General features: G+C 42.0%; 19 protein-coding genes. 12 read left to right on the forward strand and 7 right to left on the reverse strand.

Annotation, left to right across the window (positions count from 1 at the left end):
* Positions 1–86: 86 nt before the first annotated feature.
* From BFS30_RS05970 to BFS30_RS05980, 3 genes are all read right to left on the reverse strand, one after another.
* Positions 87–3278, reverse strand: coding sequence for a TonB-dependent receptor (locus BFS30_RS05970; RefSeq protein WP_069378441.1), 3192 nt, complete (start codon positions 3276–3278; stop codon positions 87–89).
* Between the two features lie 171 nt (positions 3279–3449).
* Entirely contained in the window at positions 3450–4766 is a 1317-nt protein-coding gene (locus tag BFS30_RS05975) for an amidohydrolase family protein (protein ID WP_069378442.1), read from the reverse strand.
* Positions 4759–7485, reverse strand: a complete 2727-nt coding sequence (locus BFS30_RS05980) for an amidohydrolase family protein (protein ID WP_069378443.1) — start codon at positions 7483–7485, stop codon at positions 4759–4761. The genes BFS30_RS05975 and BFS30_RS05980 overlap by 8 nt, the downstream gene beginning before the upstream one ends.
* 179 nt (positions 7486–7664) lie before the next feature.
* Here BFS30_RS05980 and BFS30_RS05985 point away from each other — a divergent pair, with 179 nt between their 5' ends.
* From BFS30_RS05985 to BFS30_RS06020, 8 genes are all read left to right on the forward strand, one after another.
* Complete coding sequence (locus tag BFS30_RS05985; protein WP_069378444.1) at positions 7665–8099, forward strand: cytochrome B; 435 nt, start codon at positions 7665–7667, stop codon at positions 8097–8099.
* Between the two features lie 364 nt (positions 8100–8463).
* The gene (locus BFS30_RS05990) at positions 8464–9867 is read left to right on the forward strand and encodes an anthranilate synthase component I family protein (protein WP_069378445.1); all 1404 of its coding nucleotides are present in this window, start codon (positions 8464–8466) and stop codon (positions 9865–9867) included.
* A 19-nt stretch (positions 9868–9886) separates the two neighbouring features.
* Positions 9887–10459, forward strand: coding sequence for an anthranilate synthase component II (locus BFS30_RS05995; RefSeq protein WP_069382317.1), 573 nt, complete (start codon positions 9887–9889; stop codon positions 10457–10459).
* Between the two features lie 2 nt (positions 10460–10461).
* Entirely contained in the window at positions 10462–11253 is a 792-nt protein-coding gene (trpC, locus tag BFS30_RS06000) for an indole-3-glycerol phosphate synthase TrpC (protein ID WP_069378446.1), read from the forward strand.
* A gap of 22 nt (positions 11254–11275) precedes the next feature.
* The gene (gene hflX / locus BFS30_RS06005) at positions 11276–12466 is read left to right on the forward strand and encodes a GTPase HflX (protein WP_069378447.1); all 1191 of its coding nucleotides are present in this window, start codon (positions 11276–11278) and stop codon (positions 12464–12466) included.
* Positions 12467–12486: 20 nt separating this feature from the next.
* Complete coding sequence (gene rbfA, locus BFS30_RS06010) at positions 12487–12864, forward strand: 30S ribosome-binding factor RbfA (protein ID WP_069378448.1); 378 nt, start codon at positions 12487–12489, stop codon at positions 12862–12864.
* An 11-nt stretch (positions 12865–12875) separates the two neighbouring features.
* Positions 12876–13583 carry a peptidoglycan DD-metalloendopeptidase family protein gene (locus BFS30_RS06015; protein ID WP_069378449.1) on the forward strand — a complete coding sequence of 236 codons (708 nt, stop codon included), beginning with the start codon at positions 12876–12878 and terminating at the stop codon, positions 13581–13583.
* An 18-nt stretch (positions 13584–13601) separates the two neighbouring features.
* Positions 13602–14252: an energy transducer TonB gene (locus tag BFS30_RS06020; protein ID WP_069378450.1), complete on the forward strand. Its 651-nt coding sequence runs from the start codon at positions 13602–13604 to the stop codon at positions 14250–14252.
* On the opposite strand, the gene BFS30_RS06025 is transcribed toward BFS30_RS06020, so the two are convergent.
* The gene (locus BFS30_RS06025) at positions 14249–15124 is read right to left on the reverse strand and encodes a diacylglycerol/lipid kinase family protein (RefSeq protein WP_069378451.1); all 876 of its coding nucleotides are present in this window, start codon (positions 15122–15124) and stop codon (positions 14249–14251) included. The two genes, BFS30_RS06020 and BFS30_RS06025, sit on opposite strands and share 4 nt — an antisense overlap.
* A 53-nt stretch (positions 15125–15177) precedes the next feature.
* Here BFS30_RS06025 and BFS30_RS06030 point away from each other — a divergent pair, with 53 nt between their 5' ends.
* The gene (locus BFS30_RS06030; protein ID WP_069378452.1) at positions 15178–16158 is read left to right on the forward strand and encodes an App1 family protein; all 981 of its coding nucleotides are present in this window, start codon (positions 15178–15180) and stop codon (positions 16156–16158) included.
* Here BFS30_RS06030 and BFS30_RS06035 read toward each other — a convergent pair.
* Positions 16151–16519: a YccF domain-containing protein gene (locus BFS30_RS06035; protein WP_069378453.1), complete on the reverse strand. Its 369-nt coding sequence runs from the start codon at positions 16517–16519 to the stop codon at positions 16151–16153. The genes BFS30_RS06030 and BFS30_RS06035 overlap by 8 nt on opposite strands.
* A 69-nt stretch (positions 16520–16588) precedes the next feature.
* Here BFS30_RS06035 and aat point away from each other — a divergent pair, with 69 nt between their 5' ends.
* Complete coding sequence (aat, locus tag BFS30_RS06040; protein ID WP_069378454.1) at positions 16589–17221, forward strand: leucyl/phenylalanyl-tRNA--protein transferase; 633 nt, start codon at positions 16589–16591, stop codon at positions 17219–17221.
* Here the strand turns inward: aat and BFS30_RS06045 are convergent.
* The gene (locus BFS30_RS06045; protein WP_069378455.1) at positions 17218–20112 is read right to left on the reverse strand and encodes a DEAD/DEAH box helicase; all 2895 of its coding nucleotides are present in this window, start codon (positions 20110–20112) and stop codon (positions 17218–17220) included. The two genes, aat and BFS30_RS06045, sit on opposite strands and share 4 nt — an antisense overlap.
* Positions 20113–20358: 246 nt before the next feature.
* Between BFS30_RS06045 and BFS30_RS06050 the strand changes: the two genes are divergently transcribed.
* Entirely contained in the window at positions 20359–20970 is a 612-nt protein-coding gene (locus BFS30_RS06050; RefSeq protein ID WP_069378456.1) for a GIN domain-containing protein, read from the forward strand.
* A gap of 66 nt (positions 20971–21036) precedes the next feature.
* Here the strand turns inward: BFS30_RS06050 and BFS30_RS06055 are convergent, their stop codons facing one another.
* Positions 21037–22257, reverse strand: coding sequence for a peroxiredoxin family protein (locus tag BFS30_RS06055; RefSeq protein WP_069378457.1), 1221 nt, complete (start codon positions 22255–22257; stop codon positions 21037–21039).
* Between the two features lie 345 nt (positions 22258–22602).
* Here BFS30_RS06055 and BFS30_RS06060 point away from each other — a divergent pair, with 345 nt between their 5' ends.
* On the forward strand, positions 22603–23424 hold the full coding sequence (locus BFS30_RS06060) for a DUF6266 family protein (RefSeq protein WP_069378458.1): 822 nt from the start codon (positions 22603–22605) through the stop codon (positions 23422–23424).
* Positions 23425–23751 lie beyond the last annotated feature (327 nt).

A 23751-nucleotide genomic window follows, 5' to 3' on the forward strand; every position in this document is an offset into this window, starting at 1 on the left:
CATTAGATATACAAAGAAAAAGCAGCTATTTATAGCTGCTTTTTCTTTGTAATTTTAACAGTAAACCGGATTTGGCTTATATGGGATTAGAATGCGTAACGAATTCCTAATTGTCCCTGATAAGGGTTTCCGGAAGGAATGATCGTTCCGGCTTTCAGGTTTGGAAGATACAGATACTGGTTTTTAGCTACATCAAATTTTGTTGATCCGGCTGCATATAAACTCTGGCCACCCAAAGATTCGTTTACGCCCCATTTCTTATTCAGAAGGTTTGCTACGTTGAAAAGGTCACCCGACAATTCAAGACTGTGGTTTTTGTATAACTTGAATTTTTTAGTAATCCTAAGATCAAAAATACCGTAGAACTTGTTAATTCCACCGTTTCTTTCCACTACTTTTCCATTGTATTTAAGGATGTAATCTTTTGTACTTTGGCTGATAGCTGGATTATCAAGGATCGCCTGAAGACCTGTTCTGATATTTTCCGGAACTTCAGGGTTGTTCCTGTCAAAGATAAATGCAAGATCATTTGTACCAACGAAATCGCCGTTTGTGTTGATTCCTGATAGCAAACTATAACGCGTACCGCCAATTCCTGAATAACGAAGACCAACGCTTATTCCATAAAATGTAGGAAGGGAGCCATAGAATACAATCTTATGGCGGAATTGGTTATCTGAATAACTCATTCTGCTCAAATCTCTTGGATCATCCACAACAGGTAGAGATAAAGTTGCACTATTCGCTACGTTTCCATTAAATGAGGTGTTATCCTTAGTATCATTAAGCGTATAGCTGAAAGATACCTCACCGTCTTTGAAGTATCTGTAAGATGCGTCAATGACCATGGCAAACTGGTTTACCTTTCCTTTACTGTTCAGCTCCAGAACCCGGCCCAGCTTGTTGGTTATTCTTCCGTTCAGCCAGTTTGGTGTTTTATCAGCTCCCATGGTGTTTGCAGGAACATATACACCACGGTTTCCTTCATTAGCCAGTCGGAAATATGGATCCGCAACCATATTGCGGTCAACATACATATAATTGTGGCGACCCAGGGTTGCATATCCCGAAATACCCACTTTTAAGCGTTCTGTAATAAAATGACTATATGATATATTAGCCTTATAAACTACAGGAACTCTTGCATCAGCAGCATTGGTATTGATGGTTAATAACTTGTTTGCTGTTTTGTTCAGTAAATCCATACCGGGAGCACTTGATGGATTTGACCGGTACTGAGGGAAATTTGGGGTAGGGACATCAGCTCCTGTGACATCAATAGAGGCCAGGTGATTACCATCAAACACTGCATTGTTAATGGTCATGTAGTTGTTGATATCTGACCCAAAAATACCCGCACCTAAACGAATAAAATCTTTATGTTCTTCATTGATATCCCAATTGAATTGTATTCTGGGCTGGATTTGAAAAGTGGATAGGGAATGATCGGTACGAATACCCAGCTCATCAAATACCAATTGATTGAATACGCCTTTCGGGTAGGAAGTGTAGTCTCCGCGGATACCTCCGATAACATCCATGCCGGGAGCGAGTTTTGTCTGCATCTGCGCGTAAAGAGCCGCACTGAAAATGCCCTGGGTAACACTTGGATCATCAACAAGAGGAACTTCTCTGGTATAACGGTAAGGTTTTAAATTTTCGAAATTTTCCAGCGAGGAAATGTCTTTCCCGGTGATTGGATCCTTACTGTTATTAAACCAGAAGCGACCGTTTAATTCACTTCCATAAATGGAATGAGCACGGGTGTACATCAGATCTGCTCCGAAAGTGTATTTTATCTTATCGGTGTTATAATAAACATTATCTACTAATTGGAAAACATTGTTGGTGAATCCTTCCTGAGCGAAACGGTGACCACCAAGCTGAACTCCTGTACGAAGAGGTCCCGAAGTTACGTTTTCTACAACAGCTCTTGGGATGTTTACTGATGGAAGCTGATCGCCCGGACTGCTCAATTGATAGGTATACAAATGTTGCGCCTTTAGTTCATTGGTTAGTCGTGGACTAATCGCTGTACGTAGGGTCGCTAAGAGACTGTTGTCTACGTTTTTGTCGTTACCATAAGACTCATATAGCTGCAAACCGGTGTTGTCGATAAGCCCTAATGGATTTCTGTCGTTTGTATAGTTGTCTCTGATGGTCAGTAAATTTTTTTCATTGATCTGCCAATCTAAACGGGCAAATCCGGCATCAGATCCTCTTTTCTTTGTGAAAGGACCAAATTGAGGGCTGTTCGAAACGCCGTATTTGCTACGGGCAATATCGACAAACTTATCCAGAGTGGCCTGGGTAATTCCCCATCTGGTTTCATCAGCTGCTGATTGGATATTGGCTATTGCTAATGGTCTTGCGTCTTTCTGATGGTCCCAGGTTACAAAAAAATGTAACTTGTCTTTGATGATTGGACCACCTAATGAGAACCCATACTGGTAAGTGGAGAAATCAGAAGTACGTTTCTTTCCGTCAATCTCCCTCGGGCTACTTAACCAATCTGCACGTCCGTAAGTAAAAGCACTTCCGGTAAGGGTATTGGTTCCGGATTTGGTTACCGCGCTGATGGTACCACCTCCACTGCGTCCCTGGGTAACATCGTATTGATTGGTAACGACCTTAAACTCACGTACCGCCTCTATAGAAATCGAATATGGTGCACCGCTTCTGCTGGTCGTTGCTCCCGCTGAGGTGGGATTTTTAGCACTCATACCGTCAATGGTATAATTGGTAGAAGAACTCAGTTGTCCTGAAATGTTCCCGCCTCTGCTTAATGGAGAAAGGTCTGTCAGGGAAGTAAAGTTACGTCCGTTAACTGGTAGCCTGGCAATATCTCTCGCTGAAATGGTGGTTGCAGCACCAAGAGTTTCAGTCTTGTTTTTTAATCCTGACCCAACAATCTCTACTACAGAAAGGTTCTCTGCTGCATCAGTCATGGAGATATTCAGTTTAATGGCATCTCCCTGGTTTAATGAATAACCTGTTCTTTGTTGCTGTCCAAAACCAACAAATGAAGCGGTAATGGTATAAGGCGATCCTAAAGGAAGCTCTTTAAAGGTATAACTTCCCTGGGTATTTGTAGTTGTGCTGGTGGTAAAACCAGTAGATTCATTTTTTACTTTAACGGATACTCCGGGAATAGGTTTGTTTTGGTTATCCGTAATGACTCCAGAGATGGAGGCTAGTGTTGTTTGAGCTGCTAATTCGTTTTTGAATAAAGAACAGCAGAAAAACAACAGGACTGTGCACAGTAGATGTCTCATCATTAAATAAGTTTTTTAGATTAATTTTCCGCGGCTAAAGTAAAACAGGGATGTTAGCAGAAAAGGTTCTTTATATTAAGAAATGATACTCCATCTGTTGGGTTATGGATCAAAACAAGCAGGCCGCCTTAGATAAGGTGGCCTGCTTGTTTTATCGGTTAAAGGCCTAAAAAACTATGGCTTTTGTGCCTTGTATTTATCGCTGAACTTCTTGTCCAGTTGTTTATGCAGGTTATCCAGATTGAGGTCTCTTCCCTGAATAAATGCTTTTTCCACATGATTCGTTCTCATGTCTAATGCATCTCCGGAGGAGATAAAGAAAGTGGCGTCCTTGCCAATTTCAAGACTTCCTGCAGTCTTGTCAATCCCCAGCACTTTAGCGGTATTGAGTGTGATCGTCTGCAATGCTTTTTCGGGATCCAGTCCCCATGCAGCAACAGTTCCTGCCATAAAAGGAAGGTTTCTTTGTTGCCAGTAGCCGTCGATACTCAGAATTACATTCAGTCCTGCATTTACCAGTACGGCTGCATTTTTATAAGGCATATTTACATCATCATCCGTAGCATTAGGAAGGGCATGAGGTTGCTTTACGACAACCGAAATGTTGTTTTGCTTTAGAAAATCAATCACCAGGTAAGCGTCATCCCCACCAACAATTACCGGGGTAATCTGGTATTTCTTGGCAAAATTCACGGCAGCAAGAATGTCTTTTTGGGCATCAACATGAATAAATAAGCGCTGGCTACCATTAAATAGATTTTTCATTGCCGCAAGACGGGCATTGGTCACTGCCGGTTTGGCTATCTCGGTATAGGCTTTGGCTTCAGAAAACAATTGATCCAGTTCATTGATGGAATTTTGTGTTCTTTCCTTTAACAATTCCGGAGAAAGGGCAGGGGGGCGGTTTCCGAAACCGGGTCTGATCTTAGGGGTCACAGGCCAGTTGATGTGCATTGCATCGTCTTTTTTGATGGCCGCATCTTCCCAGTTCCAGGCATCCATCTGCACTACCGACGAGCTGCCTGAGACCGTTCCTCCCTGTGGGGTAACCTGTGCCATCAGTACACCATTGCTTCTCAGGGTGGCTGGCACTTTAGAATCTGTATTATAAGCAATGATGGAACGGATATGAGGATTCAGATTGCCGATTTCAGAGAAATCCAGCGAAGCTTTTACGGATTCAAATTCTGCAAGCCCGAGATTGGTTACCGGAGCGATAAATCCAGGATAAACGTGTTTACCATTGGCCTGAACTACTTCTCCTTTGCTGAAATCCATTCGTACAACAGTAGCATCTCCAATACCGGTAATTTTTCCCTTATCAAAAATGAGGTAGCCATTGTCAATGACAGTACCATTGCCAAGGTGTAGTTTCGCGCCGAGGATATAAGTCAGCTTACTTTGTGCCGGAGCGGGGGAGATATTGGCCTGCGCAAAACCAGAAAGGGCTGTTGCTGTGGCAAGGAACAAGGTTAAAAAATATTTATTCATGAGTATGTGTCCTTTCTGATTCGTTTAGTTCCATGGAATAATCTTCTACCGTCTCGCAATGATACATGCGTGGGCTTTCTGCTACAGGGCGTTGTGTTTTACCTCCTTTATTTTTGCTTTCCTGCATTTTTTTGATGAGCCTTGCGCGCTCTGCATGCTGATCTTTTCTTACTTGTTCGTCACGGCTGAGGTCCCAGTAAGAAATGCCATCTACAAATGTTTTTTCTGCCTTGGCATATATAGACAGGGGATGTGCAGACCAGATCACCACATCGGCATCTTTACCCGCCTTGATGCTACCTACCTTATGGTCGATATGCAGCATTTTTGCCGGGTTTAAGGTCACAAATTTCAACGCATCTTCTTCAGGTACGCCGCCGTATAAAACTGCTTTTCCTGCCTCCTGATTTAACCTGCGCGCCATTTCTGCATCATCTGAATTGAATGCAGTAGTGATGCCTACATTGTGCATGATCTTTCCATTGTAAGGAATGGCCTCGGCAACCTCCATTTTATAAGCCCACCAATCCGAAAAAGTGGAAGCATGAATGCCACGGGCTTTCATCTTATCCGCTACCTTATAACCTTCCAGGATATGGGTAAAAGTATTGATCTTAAAGCCAAGGCTATCTGCCACATTCATCAACATATTGATCTCAGACTGAACGTAAGAGTGACAGGTGATGAAACGTTTATTATCCAGGATCTCTACAATCGCATCCAACTCGAGGTCACGACGTGCAGTACTCCCTTTTACAGCCATTGCTGCTTTGTATTCTTTTGCGCGGGTAAACTGATCTACGAAAGATTGTTCTACCCCCATTCTGGTTACAGGAAAACGGGCCCCTGTACCAAAATTACTTTGCTTTACATTTTCACCAAGCGCGAACTTGATAAAACCATCGGAACCGGCAAATTTTAACTCTTCAGGAAGCTTTCCCCAACGAAGTTTAATCAGTTGTGCCTGCCCGCCTACCGGATTGGCCGAACCATGTAAGATCTGTGAAGTGGTTACTCCACCTGCCAGCTGACGATAGATGTTTACATCTTCAGAATTGATCACATCTGCAATCCGCACTTCTGCAGAAGAAGATTGTGCACCTTCATTGATCCCGCCTGTGCCTGCAATATGAGAATGTTCATCAATCAATCCCGGAGTGATGTGCTTTCCGGTTGCATCGATCACCTTTGCATTTCCTGCACTCAGGTTTTTGCCTACTGATTTAATCTTTCCATTTTCCAGTAATACATCTGCATTCTGCAAAATTCCCTCTTTTTCATTGGTCCATACGGTCGCATTTTTCAATAAAACGCTTTCCTGTTTTAGCGGACTGGCATTGCCAAAAGCAGTAAATGGATAAATCAGACTGCCGATGGTCAGATTTTGTTTGGGTTCTTCCTTTTTAGCCGCAGTCTTTGAAGCGGTATCTTTTTCGTCTTTTTTATAGGTGATAAAGCGTTTTCCCTGTACCCAGTTTTCCAGAATAAGATTGCTTTTCTTGAATAGGCTGTCGGAAGTAATGATAAAACTGGCAAGTTTTCCTTTTTCAATGGTGCCTATCTTGTCAGAAATTCCAATCATGGCAGCAGGAACCTCTGTAACAGCCATTAATGCTTGTTTCTGACTTAAACCATGATCTATTGCGGTGCGGATATTGGTCCAGAAATCAGCTGGTTTCTCCAGGCCATGAGTGGTTAGAGAGAACCTGATTCCTGCCTTTTCCAACACACCAGGGTTGGTTGGTGCCATTTCCCAGCCCTTCATCTGAGCGAGGGTAACCTCTTTTGCATCTGCCGGATCTTCTACATCATAGGCTTTAACAAAGTTGATGGGAATAATCAGACTGGCTCCAGTGCCCTTTACCGCGTCAATTCTCTGGTATTCATCTCCGTTGGATTTAATGATATACTGTTTGCCGAACTCTTTGGCAATTTTATCCGCACGAAGGATATTTTGCCAGCCATCGGCCTCGAAAATCTGAGGTAAATTCTGTTGTTTGTTAAACTCTTCCAGAGAGATGTTGTATTCTTCTTTTTGCTTGCCATACCACTGCGCATCATAATAGGTCTGACGCAGGAGTGCAATGGAACCCATTAACGAAGTAGGATAATCATTCTGAGAAGTCCCTTTATTAAAGGAATAATTAGCTGAAGCTTCGGGCTTTAAGATCAAATTGTTTTCACGTTCATCACTTAAGGCCACAGCAGAGGATGTTCCTCGAGAAATGCCATCCCTGTTGATCACGTTTACGCTGCCAAAGCCTGCTTTACGCAAATCATCTGCTTTTTTAGTGTCCAGGGTAAAGATGGTGTTGACATGTGTTTCCGGACGAATGGCTTCATTCCATCCATAAGCGCCTTTTTTGGTGGAAATAAAAATAGATTGGCGTTGGCCACCAGCGCCCTGCCGACTTGCTTCAGCGAGGCCATATGAGGTAAAAACGTCCACCAATGAAGGATAAATGTATTTCCCTTTCAGGTCAATAACGACATAGCCCTTGGGGATGGCAGTTCCGGTCCCTACAGATTGGATGGTTTGCCCTTTAATCAGTAATGTTCCGTTGGAGATGGTCTGGTTGGCATTCACTACAATATTCGCATTGGTAAAAGCGTACATTCCCTGCCTGACGTCGTAAGAACCATTCACGGGATAGGTTTGTTGTGCAAATAAAAAAGTACCAGAAAAGACCAACGCAAGCGAGAGTAGAATTTTCTTCATAAAAATTTAGATTAGTTCCCTAAATCTATCATAAAAAAACGATTGGAGGCCTTTATCACATGTTTTTTACTGAAAACAAGGCGTTTGTGTCATTTAGAATGGTTTTAAATAAGAATTACTATTTTCGCTTTTTTATAATCAAGTAATTTATTAGTTAAGTTTGAAAGAAAAACACAGTTATGAATTTCTATCAGATTTTGAGAAGTGCGCATTCAGGATGGCGTTACTTGGTTTTAATTTTATTGGTATTGGCCATCATTCAGGCATTGACAGGATGGTTAGGTAAAAAACCATACACCGAAGGAAATAGGAAATTAAATGTTTTTACATTGATCTTTACTCATGTCCAAATTTTATTTGGCTTGATACTTTATTTCATGAGCCCATTAGTGGAAGCAGGAATAAGATATTGGAAAATGGAGCATATCGGAATGATGATTTTTGCAGCCGTTTTAATTACAGTTGGAAATGCAAGATCGAAGCGAATTGTTGAGCCAGCGGGCAAACATCGTACAATTGCCCTTTATTTCGGTCTGGGGTTAATCATGATTGTTGCCGCAATTATTGCAATGATCAAAGCAGATCCTGCAAGGACCTTTTGGGGAGTGTCATAAAATTTCACAATTTAATTTGGTGTTGTAAGATTTATTTATATTTTTGTTGCTCATGATTAACAATATACATACCTGGCAATGGCGTAGTAATTCTGAAAAGAGTTTCGTCGTAGTCTCGTGTACCTTATAGTTTATCAACCTAAACCAAACCACACTTTAACCCGACGTAACCACACGTCGGGTTTTTTGTTGTATAATTTTTTTAAACAGTAAATGGAAAATAAAAAAAGAAGCACATTACAGACCTGGCCTGGCGCCTGAAAAGAAAGGAAAACTTCCTGAAAAGGAAGCGATTGAAGAAATGAATATATAAGGATTGCCCCCTCAAAAGAGAACGCAATTCAAATGAAAACGAAGAATTAAAATGAAGAACTATATCATCAATACCACTTATAAAAAGCGCCTTGCCGATACCACCACCCCAGTGAGTATTTACCTCAGGTTAAGAGATGTGTTTCCCAATACCATTTTACTGGAAAGTTCCGATTACCATAGCCGGGAAAACTCAGTAAGTTATGTTTGTGCAGAGCCCGTTGCAGGAATCATCCTGAACAATGGCATCTTATCTACTTATTTTCCTGATGGAAAGAAAAGTGAAAAAGATAGTTTTGTGCTCACAGAAGAAATTGATGCCTTTAAGCAACAGTTTCAGCCAGGGCTTGTAGAGGATACCCGGTATATCTCTAATGGTTTATTCGGATATTTTACCTGGAATGCGATTCCGAACTTTGAAGACATCACTTTCAAAGCAGAATGTGCAAAGGAAGAAGAAATTCCGGTGATGCAATACCATATTTACAGGTATATCATTGCCATCGACCACTTTAAGAATGAGGTAACACTCTTCAAAAATACCTTTAACGGAGATGAAGACGAGGACCTGGGGAAAATGGAATACCTGGTACAGAATAAAAACTTCCCTGAATATAGCTTCAAAACGACAGGCGAGGAGCATTCTAACCTGACCGATCAGGGCTTTATGGATATTGTGGACAAGATGAAGACGCATATCCTTAGAGGAGATGTTTTTCAGATCGTTCCATCCAGGGCATTCAAACAAGGTTTCCTCGGAGACGAGTTTAATGTATACCGTTGCCTGCGCTCTATTAATCCCTCCCCATATTTGTTCTATTTCGACTATGGAAGTTTCAAACTATTCGGATCATCACCGGAAGCTCAGATCACCATAAAAAATAATGTAGCCAATATTTTTCCTATTGCAGGTACCTTCAAACGTACCGGAAACGATGAGGAGGACGCTGAACTGGCCAGAAAACTGGAACAGGATCCGAAGGAAAGTGCAGAACATGTGATGCTGGTAGACCTGGCGAGAAATGACCTGAGCAGGCATTGCAGCGGAGTCGAGGTAAAGTCCTTCAAAGAAGTGCAATACTATTCGCACCTGATCCATCTGGTTTCAAAGGTAAGTGGAAATCTTCAGGCCAATACTTCTGCCTTTAAAGTGGTTGCGGATACTTATCCTGCCGGAACATTAAGTGGTGCACCTAAATACCGGGCGATGCAGCTGATTGATGAATACGAAGGCCTGGCACGTAATTTTTATGCGGGAGCTATTGGCTATATGGGCTTTGATGATAAATTTAACCATGCCATCATGATCCGGACCTTTATGAGTAAAAACAATGAGTTACATTACAGGGCAGGGGCGGGCATCGTGGCCGATTCCATTCCTGAAAATGAAATGAACGAGGTAAATAATAAAATTGCAGCCCTCCGCCGGGCAATAGAAATGGCTACAGGAATTTAAGATGACAAATCATATAAACATGCAGAAGAAAGTACTGGTAATCGATAATTACGATTCATTCACTTATAATTTAGTACATCTGATTAATGAACTTGGAAGAGAAGTCGAAGTGTGGCGTAATGATAAATTCGACCTGGCAGATGTAGATCAATATGACCAGATTATCCTTTCTCCGGGCCCCGGAATACCGGAAGAAGCAGGCTTGCTATTGGAAGTCATCAAAAAATATGCACCAACTAAAAGCATCTTCGGCGTTTGTCTTGGACAACAGGCAATTGCGGAAGCATTTGGCGGAACTTTATTAAATTTAGGCCGTCCGATGCATGGAATTGCAACACCGATTACTGTTCTTGATCCGGAAGAAGTGACGTTTAAAGACTGTCCGGAAAGCATCAATGTAGGTCGCTATCATTCCTGGGTCGTAAATAATGAAGGCCTGCCGGATTGCCTTATCGTAACGGCAACAGATAAAGACGAGGAGATCATGGCCTTAAGACATAAGGATTTAAATGTCAGAGGAGTTCAGTTTCACCCGGAAAGTGTCCTTACAGAATATGGTAAACAAATGATGAAAAACTGGTTAGAACATTAATTATGAATATTTTAGATAAAATCGTACTGCGCAAAAGAGAAGAAGTGGAATTTGCCAAAGCAAATGTTTCTATTAAAGAACTGGAAGCCGCGTTACATTTCAACCGGGTCCCTTATTCATTTGAAGACTTTTTGCTGGATGATCAGCGTAGTGGAATCATTGCTGAGTTTAAACGCCGCTCTCCTTCAAAAGGGGTGATTAATGACAAAGTGACTGTTGAAGAGGTAACTACGGCATACGCTGCTGCAGGTGCTTCTGCTTTGTCGGTGCTGACTGATGTGGACTTTTTCGGTGGTCATACCAATGATTTGCTGGCAGCAAGAGCAGCCAATCAGATTCCCATCTTAAGAAAGGATTTCATGATTGATGAGTATCAGATCCTGGAGGCGAAAGCTTTAGGAGCAGATATCATTTTACTGATTGCAGCAATACTGACACCTGACGAAATTGAAGACCTTGCTGTATTTGCTAAAAGCCTTGGTTTAAATGTGTTACTGGAGGTACATAACCTCGAGGAACTCCAGAGAAGTGTGATCCCCGAACTGGATGCGATCGGAGTAAACAACCGTAATCTTGCCGATTTCTCTGTGAACATTCAAACCTCGTTTGACCTGGTAGATGAAATTCCGGACGACTTCCTGAAGATTTCTGAAAGTGCAATTAGCAATCCCCTGACCATTAATGAGCTGCGGACAGCGGGATTTGATGGTTTCCTGATCGGGGAGAACTTTATGAAAACCGAAAACCCAGGTGCGGCAATGACCGACTTTGTCAGTCAGCTGATCTCGGTATAACTTTTGTATCTTTGTACTTTACATGGGAAAACAGAAATATTATGATACCGCGCTTAAACCCGAACGTGCTGTTCTGGTTGGCGTAATTAGACCAGGAGAAACCCAGGAAGAAACCAAAGAATTTTTGGACGAACTGGCATTTCTGGTAGATACTGCCGGTGGTGTGGTAGACCGTTCGTTTACGCAGAAAATGCTTAAACCAGACCGTGCCACCTTTGTAGGTACAGGAAAATTAGAAGAAATAAGGGCGTATGTAAAGTCCGAAGAGATAGATATGGTTGTTTTTGATGATGAGCTTTCACCATCACAACTCCGGAATATTGAACGTGAACTGCAGGTGAAAATCTTAGACAGGAGTAACCTGATCCTTGATATTTTCGCCGGAAGGGCGCAAACTGCACAGGCGAAAACACAGGTGGAACTGGCTCAGCTGCAATACCTGTTGCCACGACTGACCCGTTTATGGACTCACCTGGAACGCCAGAAAGGTGGTATCGGGATGAGAGGCCCCGGGGAAACTCAGATTGAAAGTGACAGAAGGATGATTCTCGAAAAAATCTCCTTGCTGAAAAGCCGCCTGAAACTGATCGATAAGCAGAACGAAACACAGCGTAAAAATCGTGGAGAACTGATTAGGGTAGCCCTGGTAGGGTATACCAATGTTGGTAAATCGACGATCATGAACATGTTGTCAAAATCTGAAGTGTTTGCAGAAAATAAGCTTTTTGCTACGCTGGATACGACTGTTCGTAAAGTTGTGATCGAAAACCTGCCTTTTCTGTTATCAGATACGGTAGGTTTTATCCGGAAATTGCCTCATCACCTGGTCGAATGTTTCAAATCTACATTGGATGAAGTTCGTGAAGCAGATATCCTGATCCATGTAGTTGATGTCTCACACGCCAACTTTGAAGATCAGATCATGGTGGTAAACGAGACGTTGAAAGATCTTGGAGCCAGAGATAAGCCAACCATTATGGTTTTCAATAAGATCGACGCTTATGTAAGCCCGGAAGTGGATACAGAAAACGAAGAGAAAGCTACGCTTACTTTAGAAGAGTTTGAGCGCAGCTGGATGGCAACCAATAATTCTCCTGCCATGTTTATCTCTGCATTGCATAAAGAGAATTTAGAAGAATTTAAGCAATTATTGTACGATAAAGTTGTCGCTTTACATACCGAGCGCTATCCTTATGATAAGCTGTTATATTAATATTTAAGATTGGAATAATTATGGAAAGTAAACGTCAGCAGAAATTTGCCGGAGTCCTGCAAGAGGAATTAGCAGCTATATTTCAACGTGAAGGAGCAGCATATTTACCAAATACCCTTGTTACCATTACCAAGGTCCGTGTTTCTCCGGATCTGGCAGTAGCAAAGGTTTATTTAAGCTTTTTAAACACCAACAATACCACCTTATCTGTGGCTGAAGTGAATGCACACTCCAGTGAGATCAGGTATAAACTGGGGGCAAGGATCCGTCACCAGGCAAGAGTAGTACCAACCCTGACTTTCTTTGTGGATGATACGAACGAATATGTGGAACATATGGATAAGCTGTTCGACAAAATTTCAAAGGAGCGAAAAGAGACAGACGAAGAAGCCGAATAATCTTTTATACGATGCAGGTAACAGGACAAGCGGAAACTCAGTTAAATCTGGAAGGTATAGTTATTGGAAAAGTGGTAGACTTTGATCCGGAATCGGACCAGCTCTACACATTTGACCTTACAGCGAATAACAAAACCATCACGCTTGAAATCCTGGAAAATACCAGTACCTTTAGTACCTGGGTAGAAGATGAGCTTAGTGCTCATCATGCCCGTTATGGAATTGGTGGCTACGACGAACACCGGACCATTTATGCCCGGAGCCAGCATTTTGATACTGCAGAAGAACCCCGTCGTTTACACCTTGGAATCGATATCTGGGGGCCTGCAGGGACCCCGGTGTATAACTTCCATGATGCAGTGGTCCATAGCTTTAAGTTTAATGATCAGTATGGGGATTATGGGGCAACCATCATCCTGAAATACCATATCAATGGCCAAGTTTTTCATGCTTTATACGGGCATCTCAGCCTGGATTCTTTACAGGGACTGGAAGAAGGACAGCACATTCCTGGGGGAAAAGCTTTCGCCAGCTTCGGAATCCCGGAAGAAAATGGTTTCTGGCCGCCACACCTGCACTTTCAGCTGATTTTTAATATGTATGCCTTTAAAGGTGACTATCCGGGGGTATGCCAATACGCCAAAAAAGCGGCCTTTCTAAACAATTCTCCTGACCCCTCGCCAATATTAAAACACACATTTAAATCTGCTTTGATTTAAAAATGCGTAAATTGGGGTATGGGCAGAATTCTTTTCACTTTACTTCTTCTCGCCGGATTTACCGTTCAGGCACAACCCAGATTAAAAGGAGGGCTGGAGGCATTTGTAATGGCCAACAAGGTTTATCCTCAGTACTCCCTGCAAAATTGCATTGAAGGGGCTGTAAATGTGGGTTTCAAGCTCAACAAAAAGGGAGAGGTATACTATTCTGTAATCCGTAAAGGAATCGGAACGGATCTGGATGATGAAGCATTAAGGCTGATCCGCCTCAGCAGTGGTAAGTGGGAGGTTCCTCAGGAACACGATTCTACACTGGTCCTGATTGCACCTATGGTATTTAACTTATCGGGATATGGTTGCGACCTTAAAAGTAAAGAAGACATTCAGCGGGCCATTGCCAATTATAAATCCAGCGAAGGCATGACCAATGCTGTCCTCAATTTTTATAAAAACAAGGATTCTGTTAAATATAAACCGGAAGAAGAGGCAAGAATACTCCGCTTAAAGGCTGATCTGGGTTACGATGAAGCCTACCTGAAAGAAAGGATCAATGATGGCAAACGCAAGCTGAAACAAAAAGACAGGCAAGGGGCCTGTGAAGACTTTTTGTTTGTAAAGAATATGGGCTCAAAACTGGCCGATGAGCTCCTTGCGCAATACTGTCACTAAATAATCACACAGATTGCTGCGGGAATGATAACCGCCTCCACACGATTCACTTTTCCCATATATTCGCCGTCTACCTGAAAGTGGACTTTACGTCTGGTTTTGATCTTTAAATCCCTGGTCTGAAAAAGTGTGATCTTTTCTGGATTAAAAGGCAGATCGGTAAACCTGATTTTCAGGATCTCCATCACTGAATATTCCTTGACCAGAATGACTTCAAAAAGATCATCCGTCAGGTCTCCTTCGGGATTGATTTTTACCCCGGTACCATACATGGTGGCATTAGCGACGACGACCATTGCAGCCTGGGAACGGATGGTTTTATCTTTGATTTTTAGCTCTACTTCCATCTTACTGTGGTTCCATAAGGCTTTCCAGGCTGCCTTGGTATATCCCCACATGCCACGTTGGGGCAGGTCGTCAAATTTCTTAACGATATAAGCATTAAAGCCGATGTCGGCAAGATGAATGCACAATTCTCCATTCACCTTTACCGCGTGGATCTTTTTTGGATGGCCATTCACCACGACTTCCAGTGCAGCATCAAGCTCCTGAGGAATGCCAAGCTCTTTAGCCATCCCGTTGGCGGATCCTGCCGGAATGATGCCAATAGGAATGTCGGTATCCAGAAGGCATTCTGCCACCAGCTTTAAGGTTCCGTCTCCTCCAACAGCAACTACCCGGCTGGCCTTTGACTGGCTGATCACAGACTTTATCTTTTCCAGGCTGCAGTGCCTGGAAAGCTCATAAATTTCGAAATCAATATTTTTTGAGGTAAAGTAAGTACGGATGGCTGCTGCAAAATCTATTTCGTTATTTCCAGAGCCCGGATTTACAATAAACAGTAATTTCAGGCTTGAATTCATTTTTCCCATTGATAATCTTTAATACCACAAACAACTTTCCGCTTACTCTGTTTTAATTAACAATGAATAAATCCACCAGCATTAAGGTATATCATGGCTACGGACATACGCACAATCTGGTGCTTTACGGACATGTGTTTGATTTTAAGGCGAAGACCACACAGGTGTATAGCAATAATTTCTTTGTAAACATCGTGCATCTGCTAAAGTTATTCCGTGTGAAGCCTGCACCTTATGTTAAAGTCCGACTGGATTTTAAAGGGCAGATCGTCCACCAGAAAACAGCCTACGATGGTTTCTTTAAATTTGAATGGGAAGCACTTGAAAATGTGGCCGCAGGATGGCATGAAGTGAAAGTTGAAGCCCTGGGGGAACAGGAAGAGGTACTGGCAGGGACGGAAGGAAAGGTATACGTGCCTCACATTACCCAGTATGCTTTTATTTCGGATATCGATGATACCGTGATGATTTCTCATTCGGCAAAAATCGGACGGAGGCTCCGCGAGCTCTTCATTAAGAACCCCAGGACCAGGAAAACGTTTGTGGATACCAGGAAACATTATGGCCTGCTGGCTTTGTCACATACTGATGCGGAGCAACCCAATCCTTTTTTTTATGTTTCCAGTAGTGAATGGAACCTGTACGACTATCTGGTAGAAACTTTCAGGTTTAACGGGCTTCCCGAGGGCGCATTCCTGCTCAATCAGATTAAAGGCTGGACCGATTTACTAAAAACAGGCAAAACAGGTCATGAGGGAAAGCTGTTGCGGGTAAGGCGCATCCTGGATGCCTTCCCAAATCAGAAATTTGTCTTTTTTGGCGATAATTCTCAGAAAGACCCCTTCATCTATGCAACGATTGCAGAAAAGTATCCTCAGAATATCGAAGCGGTTTACATCAGAAATATCCGTAAATCCAGAGCGGCCGCAACCTCAGAAATTCTGGCTAAAATCGAAGCCAAAGGGATTAAAACGTGTTTGTTTAAGCACAGTAAAGAAGCAATCGCACATTCAAAAAAGATTGGCCTGATCGGCTTTAGCTGATTGATTTCCCGAATGGGGTAAAGGCCAGGTTCATCAGTTTAAAATGTTGCCTGCCAAAAGGGATACCGATAATGGTAATGCAGAAAAGAAGCCCGAATAATAAATGGGTTAAGGCAATCCAGAATCCGCCGAAAACAATCCAGATGATATTCATGATGGTAGAAAGACATCCGGTATTGGAAGAAGTATCCGTAATTTTTACGCCGAAAGGAGCTAATCCAACAATGGCAAATTTGAAACATTGCAGGCCAAAAGGAATCCCAATAATTGTTAAGCAAAGTACCAGGCCTCCGATAATATATTCGAAAAAGATAAATATACCCCCAAAAATGATCCAGATAATGTTGCCTATAAAATTCATAATGTGTTTTTAATTGAGATGAAATAAACAAGGATTAGTTACATTAAAGGTATTGTTTTATTATTGCATATGGTTTTTAGACTAGACGAAAAGGAGATCGGTTTTCCTGATCCGACATTGGCGGAGGAGGATGGATTGCTGGCAGTTGGAGGGGATCTGAGTATAAACAGACTGCTTCTGGCTTATCATCATGGTATTTTTCCCTGGTTTAGTGAAGAGGATCCCATCTGCTGGTACGCTCCCCATGAACGTTGTGTCATCTACCCTGATCAGGTGAAGGTGAGTAAGAGCATGGCAAAGGTCCTGAAAGATCGGGTATTCGAAGTAACCTGGAATCAGGCTTTTCCGGATGTGATCAGAAACTGTGCAATGGTGGGGAGGAAAGATCAGCCCGGAACCTGGATTACTGCAGAAATGCAGGAAGCTTATATCGCTTTGCATGAGCACGGTTATGCAAAAAGCGTAGAGGTATGGAAGGACGGAGTACTTTGCGGCGGTCTCTATGGCGTTCAGATCGGCGAAGTCTTTTGTGGAGAAAGTATGTTCAGCCTGGTCAGTAATGCGTCTAAAACCGCATTGATCTGGCTTTGCCAGACCAATGCATTTAAACTGATCGACTGTCAGCTGCCAAATGATCATTTGATGAGCCTGGGGGCTGTAATGATCAGCGCAGAGGAATATTATACCTTGCTAACTACCTAGTTCAGGATTTCGCGGATATCCTCTTTACTCAACGATTTAAAGAAGCTTTCTTCTGTCGTAATCAGAGAGCTGGCCAATCTTTTCTTCCGGTTCTGTAAAGCAAGGATTTTCTCTTCTACGGTATCTTTTGCAATAAACTTATAGATGAAAACTTTCTTTTCCTGTCCGATTCTATGGGTACGGTCAATGGCCTGTTGCTCTACAGCAGGGTTCCACCATGGATCCAGAATGAATACATAATCAGCCTGAGTCAGGTTTAAACCAACGCCGCCGGCTTTAATGGAAATCAGGAATACTTTCAGTTCTGTATTCTCCTGAAATTCTGCTACGATTTCTCCACGGTTTTTTGTGGCTCCGTCCAGGTAAGAAAATGGAATGGATTCCTGATCAAAATACTGTTTGAAGATATTCAGGTGTTTCACAAATTGTGAGAATATCAGCACCTTATGGCCACCTTTCAAAACGTTGTCAAGGGTGTGGATTACGTTTTCAAACTTTCCTGAGTCAGAAGTATACTGCTCATCGATCATGACCGGATGATTGGCGAGTTGTCTCAATGCTGTTAACCCCTGTAAAAGCTGAACCTGCTTTTTCGCATAAGTTCCATCGTCCATACTGCTCAGCAGGTCATTTCTGTAAGCAGATTTTGTTTTTTCGTAATAAGCAGCCTGATCTTCGCTCATATCGCAGTAGAAAATCTGCTCTGTTTTTGCGGGAAGTTCAGAAGCCACCTGCTCCTTGGTCCGCCGCAATACAAAAGGTTTAATTATGGCCTGCAGCTTACGCGCTTTATCCTCATCTTTCCTTTTCTCTATGGCCTGCACATATTCTTCATTGAAGAAGGCCTGTGTCCCTAGTAAACCCGGATTTAAAAAGGTCAGCTGTGTCCAGAGGTCACTCACCGAGTTTTCCACCGGCGTACCGCTCAATACGAGTTTATGTCTGGATTTAAGCGCCCTTACTGCTTTAAATGATTTGGAAGAAGGATTCTTGATGTTCTGACTCTCGTCCAGAATGATATAATTGAAATAGTATTCTTTGAGCAGGTCAATATCTACCCTGGTAATGCCATAAGTGGTAATGATGATGTCGTATTTCGCAAACTGGCTGATGTCTTTATTTCTGGAACTCCCGGTATGTGCATGGATCTTCAGTTTTGGCGTGAATTTTTTGGCTTCGTTTAACCAATTGTAAATCAGGGAAGTCGGCATAACAATCAGGGAAGTGCTTTTTGTTGAATTCTGTTCATCTTCTTCCTTGATTTTCTGAAGCATAGCCAGGGTCTGAATGGTTTTACCCAAACCCATATCATCGGCCAGACACCCGCCAAAATTATATTCCCTAAGGAAACTGAACCAATTGTATCCTGCTTTCTGATAGCTACGGAGGTCCCCTTTAAAATGTACCGGCATCTGCGTATCGGCAATGTTCTCAAAATCATTGAGCCTTTCCAGCTTGCGACTTAAAGTTACGTTCGCAATACCATCTTCGGCGAGCTCATTGATCAGTCCGATATGATGTTTCTTTAACTTTAATGCTTTCCCGCCATCTGAGAGGCTGAAGAGGCTGCCATATTGGGTAAACCATTTTTCCGGAATGATCGCAATAGAACCATCAGGTAAGGTAAATTCTCTTCTTTTATGAAGGATATGCTGTTTTAAGGAGATAAAAGGAATGGGATGCGAGCCAAAATAAACGATGGCATTGATGTCAAACCAATCGTTATCTTCCTTGATCTCGAAATCTATTTTGTTTGTGGCGAAAAGGAATTTCTTCGTTCCCTGATGCTGTTCAATTTCAAAACCTTCCGCTTTTAATTGTTCAATATGCTCATTCACCCAGTTGATAATGGCATAGGACTGATCCTCATCCTTCAGTGGAGGGACTTCCAGATTATGGTAAAGCGGACTTGTTTTTTTTAAGCCAAGACCGGTTAATACATTAAACTTTTGTTTTTCCCATGCGGCATCTCTTTTGATTCTGGTGAAGATATAGTTATCTGCATCTTTTTCCAGGTGGACAGTTACCTTTTTTTCATTTCCCATTGCAAAGGCATGGGTATCGTATTTGAAATACAATTGTAACTGTGAAACTCCTGAATCTACGTAAATTACCTTTATTACCGGTTTCGGATCATGTTTTTCCGTTTTGATTTCAAAACCCTCTGCATAAACATGATATTTTTCAATTAGCGGGGCTACAAACTTCTCAAAATAAGCACCTTCAGTTGCTTTGGGTATGGTAATGTAGCGCTTGTTCAGGAAAGGCATTAATTTTTTACCTTCAATGTCCTGTTCAAAGAAATAGAGCATATCATTCAGCAGGAGCCAGGCCGGTTGGTTGCTCACCACCTGGGCCTCTTTGAACATGAAGTCTATACGCATTCCCTGGTACTTTATTGTTGGAAAATAACGGGTCTCCATGGCATTGCGCCTGAAATGAAACAATACGGTTGCCGGCTCAGACGCAATTTCGATTTTGCGCTCAGCAGGCCAGCCATCACTATCCATCAGATAGAGCTCACCATCAACTTTAATCAGCTCCAGGACTTCGGACAATTTCTTTTCAATCTTTGGCCGTACGCTTTCGTAAAATTTTTCATTAAAAAATTTACTGAAGAACTCAACAGGGCGGATCGGCTTCTTATGGTATTTCTTAATGATGAAATCCTGTTCTGTTTCATCAAGAATCTTTATCAGCTTCAGGTCTTTCTCGGTCAGGTGCCTGGCGAATTCATTTGCTGTATGTGAAAATATTCGCTGGTAGGTTAATGAAAAATCACCCTGTGGGTTCAATTGAACGATATGGGGTTCTATCAAATAGCCGAAAAACTCATGCTTACATAAAGAGTATACAATTTTGCAGGGTTTAGAACTATCGACTCGTAACATTAGCTAAAGATTAAAACAAAGGGAGGGTAGCATTTAAAAATCTTTAAACATACAGCTAATTGAGCTTCTTTCAAATAAAATCGCAGAATTAACCAATTTTTTTTCTGCCCGTTCGTCGAAAAAAAACACCGGTTGGTCGGGTATTCAAACATCATGGTCTAAAACGCTGAAAATCAGTGAAACGTTTCTGAAACAGAGGCGTCTTATCTACAAAACCTTAAGAAATCTTTTTAAAAACAAAATATTATGAAAACCTCCTTCAAATCATTACTCGCCTTAACATTAACAGCTCTTGTTTTATCTAGCTCTGCATTGAGCAGCTTCGCTATTGCAGCAGATAAAACCCCAATGGGAATTTTAGCACCTGCATCACCATTTAACAAAATTGTGGTCAGTGGAAATGTGAAGCTTACGCTTGTTCAGAGATCAAAACAGGATGTCGCTGTAAACCATGAATTTGATCAGAGTAAAACCTCATTTAAACAAAAAGGATATACCCTGTATATCAATAATACAGGTTCAGAAACGGTGTATGTAACTGTTTCTCTAAGCGACCTGCAAAGAATCGACGCTTCTAAAGGCGCCAGAGTAACCACCGCAGGAAACTTTAAACTGGACGTATTGCAAGTGTTTTTGGAGGATGAGGCTACGGCAAGTGTAAAAGGAAAAATCAATAGCTTGTATACGGTAACTAAGGACCATTCAGATCTGAAATTAGCGGGTACAGCAAATGAACATATTATTGTTAAAAACAGAAACTCAATATTGGATACAGAGAAGTTTGCTGCGTTGAAAACAGAAATGATCTCTCCGGAAGCAGGAATTGCTGCAAACACGAAAACGGCTTTGGTGAAATAGGAAAGAAGATTTGCAGTACAGTAAAAAGCGGCGGGTGATTTAACCCGTCGCTTTTTTTGTTTTATGCTATTCTAAAAGTTTGGTAATCGTCTTTTCGAATTCTTCTTTATATGCAGTATGGTATTTCCCTGTTCCGGGACCATAGAATGAAGTGTTGATTTTGCTAACCCGCCCTTTCTTATCTAAGAAAACGGTAGTAGGGAACACTTTAATCTGAGTCAGCTGAGGTAATGTCTTTTCGGTACGTTGCGGGTCACCAACTGTGACTCCGGTAATCAACATCGGGTATTCCACCTTAAACTGGTTTTGGAACTTCTTCAGGCTTTTTCTGGACCGGGCTTCATCTGTACTCAGCTCATAAGCCAGGGCGATCACTTCGATTCCCCTGTTTTTGTTTTTGCGGTAGTACTCACTCAGAAATGCCATTTCATCCATACAGTTCGGGCACCATGATCCCATTAGTTGTAAAACAACGACTTTATCCCTGAACCTTTTGTCTTTTAAAGAGACCTTATTGCCTTCCAGGTCTTTAAAGCTGAAATCTATAAAACCATCGGCGCCTTCTTTCAAAGTAGTAACCGGAGGATCCAGGCTGGCATTTTCATCTTTTACTGCTACCCAGGGCTCCGGTATAGATGCACTGCTGTAATAATTGCCTTTAAGTTCTCCTGAAGTAATTTTTGCAGCGAAGAAAAGGGCATGGACGCCATCAAATGTGGAAAGAAACATTGAATCTGCAGCCATAATTCCGGCAAGATAACGGTAATCTCCGGCAGGGGTCAATACCGAACCCCTGATGTTTTGTCCCTCCTGGCTGAATTCCCCGATAGCTGGTCTTTTTGTCTGATCAGCTCTGGTGAATTCTATTTTCCATTTTCCTGCAACCTGTTGCGGTTCTTCTGAAGCCTTTTGAGGAAAACGGCTTCGCCCGCTGATGGCGTAAAATGGCATCACGAGGTCCTTAGCGGAGCCTCCTTTAACCCATACTCCATTTAGACTGTCTTTGTTGATGACTTTCACCCGGAAGTAAGATTCAAAGACAGGCATTTTAATCAAAAGTGAATCTTTTGATGTAATGACGTCTTCTGTTCTCATTCTTTCCGTATCGTTTATAATGTAAAAAATGTGTTTTTTACCCTGTTTTTCGATTTCCAGCTCAAAGGGAATATGATGTCCGTCTTGTCGCTGTAAAGTTCCCTTCCATTTTCCTGCCTGTAAATGAAGTTGAGCATTGCAGAAGAGAGAGAAGGTCATAAATAACCCAAAAAATCCATATTTCCTGATCATGTCTGTATTTTATTGATATCAGTAAAGTTAGCAGAATCGGCTGAGCATTAGGGCAGATTTGATTTTCTTATTGTTTAAGCGGTGTCATGATTTAGAGTAAGGCTATTAACAAGGCTCCACTTGCGGCTATATTGCTGCTTTTTTGAAGGCAGGTTGGGAGGGCCCAGGAGGGCCTGATAGTCCTGTTAACCTATATTGTTGTCAGATGAAAATTTAATGTAAATCGCAGGCAACTGGCCACTTGTTATAGGGTATTTATTAGTTTTAACAAAACTTATTAGCTATATTGATGTTGTTATTAATAAAGCTGTTAACTTTTATTGTTAAATATTTAATCTATTCAATATGGCAAAAGCATCAAATGGCCCTTTGGGGGCCTTAAACGGAAAATTACGAAACCTGGTTTTTTACATGCTCAACGGGCAACCTGTTGTTCGTACCATTGGCGATCCGGGTAAACCCAGCAGAAATCAACTGGCCAACCGTCAGGCAATGTCGGTGACGATGGGACTGGTAAGCAGCATCACTGATTTTACCAGTGTCAGTTTTGAACTGGAAGCAAAAGGAACAGTCAGAAATGCCCACAATCTGGCCACCTCTTATATCAAAAAGCAGGCTTTAAAAGGGGAATATCCCAATATTTCGGTTGATTATAGTAAGGTGATCCTGAGCAATGGCAGCCTGCCTGGTGCTGCTGATCTGAAAATAGAAAAGAAAGAAAAAGGCGTGTTGCTGAGCTGGGATACTACAGGTAGCGATGATGATATCGTAATGATTTTGCTTTGTCATCCTTTACAAAAAAGGGCCACTTCCTGTATCAATGCAGGTCGCAGAGATGCGGGATCCTATTTTATTGGCTTGCGGGAGGATTACCTTGAAGAACCGATCGAAGCTTATATCTGCTTCCGGGCAGCGGATGGTAAGGCCATATCCAACAGTGCTTACGTCGGCAACCTGAATGGAGAGCTCGAGAGCCCGGAGGAGCGCGCGCAAAATAAGAAGTATCAGCTGATTAAACAGCGTTTTGATGTGGTAGAAACCGATTATTTACAGCAATTGAAGGATAATTGGGGGCAACGGGTAGATAGCAAAGCTTTCCGGAACCTGGAAAAGGAGTATGAAGTACTAAAGAACAAACTGGAGCATCTTCCGGGGAAACCCGGCTAATCAGAAGTGCTGAACTTTTCTGGTTATTTAGCCTAAATTTTAGTAGAACGATTTCGGTATTTAAAATCCTTGATGATCCGGTTTCAATCCGGGGCGGGCTGTGCTGTGTCAAAAAAACGGGTTGTGATTGTTGAAGCCTGACAGGCTAAGTATGGATCTGGCCGTCGATAACAATAAATTGTGAATTTGTTAATAAAAATTGTACACAGATAAAGCTGTATTTTGTTTAAATTAGTATAGATGAAATTTTAAATCCCATTTGATAAAAAAGTCCTGTGAGCGGGTGATCCGTGTAGGGCAGGCACACCATAAGTTTCTTAAAAACAA

Origin of the sequence: Pedobacter steynii, from assembly GCF_001721645.1 — a bacterium.
Lineage (GTDB): Bacteria > Bacteroidota > Bacteroidia > Sphingobacteriales > Sphingobacteriaceae > Pedobacter > Pedobacter steynii_A.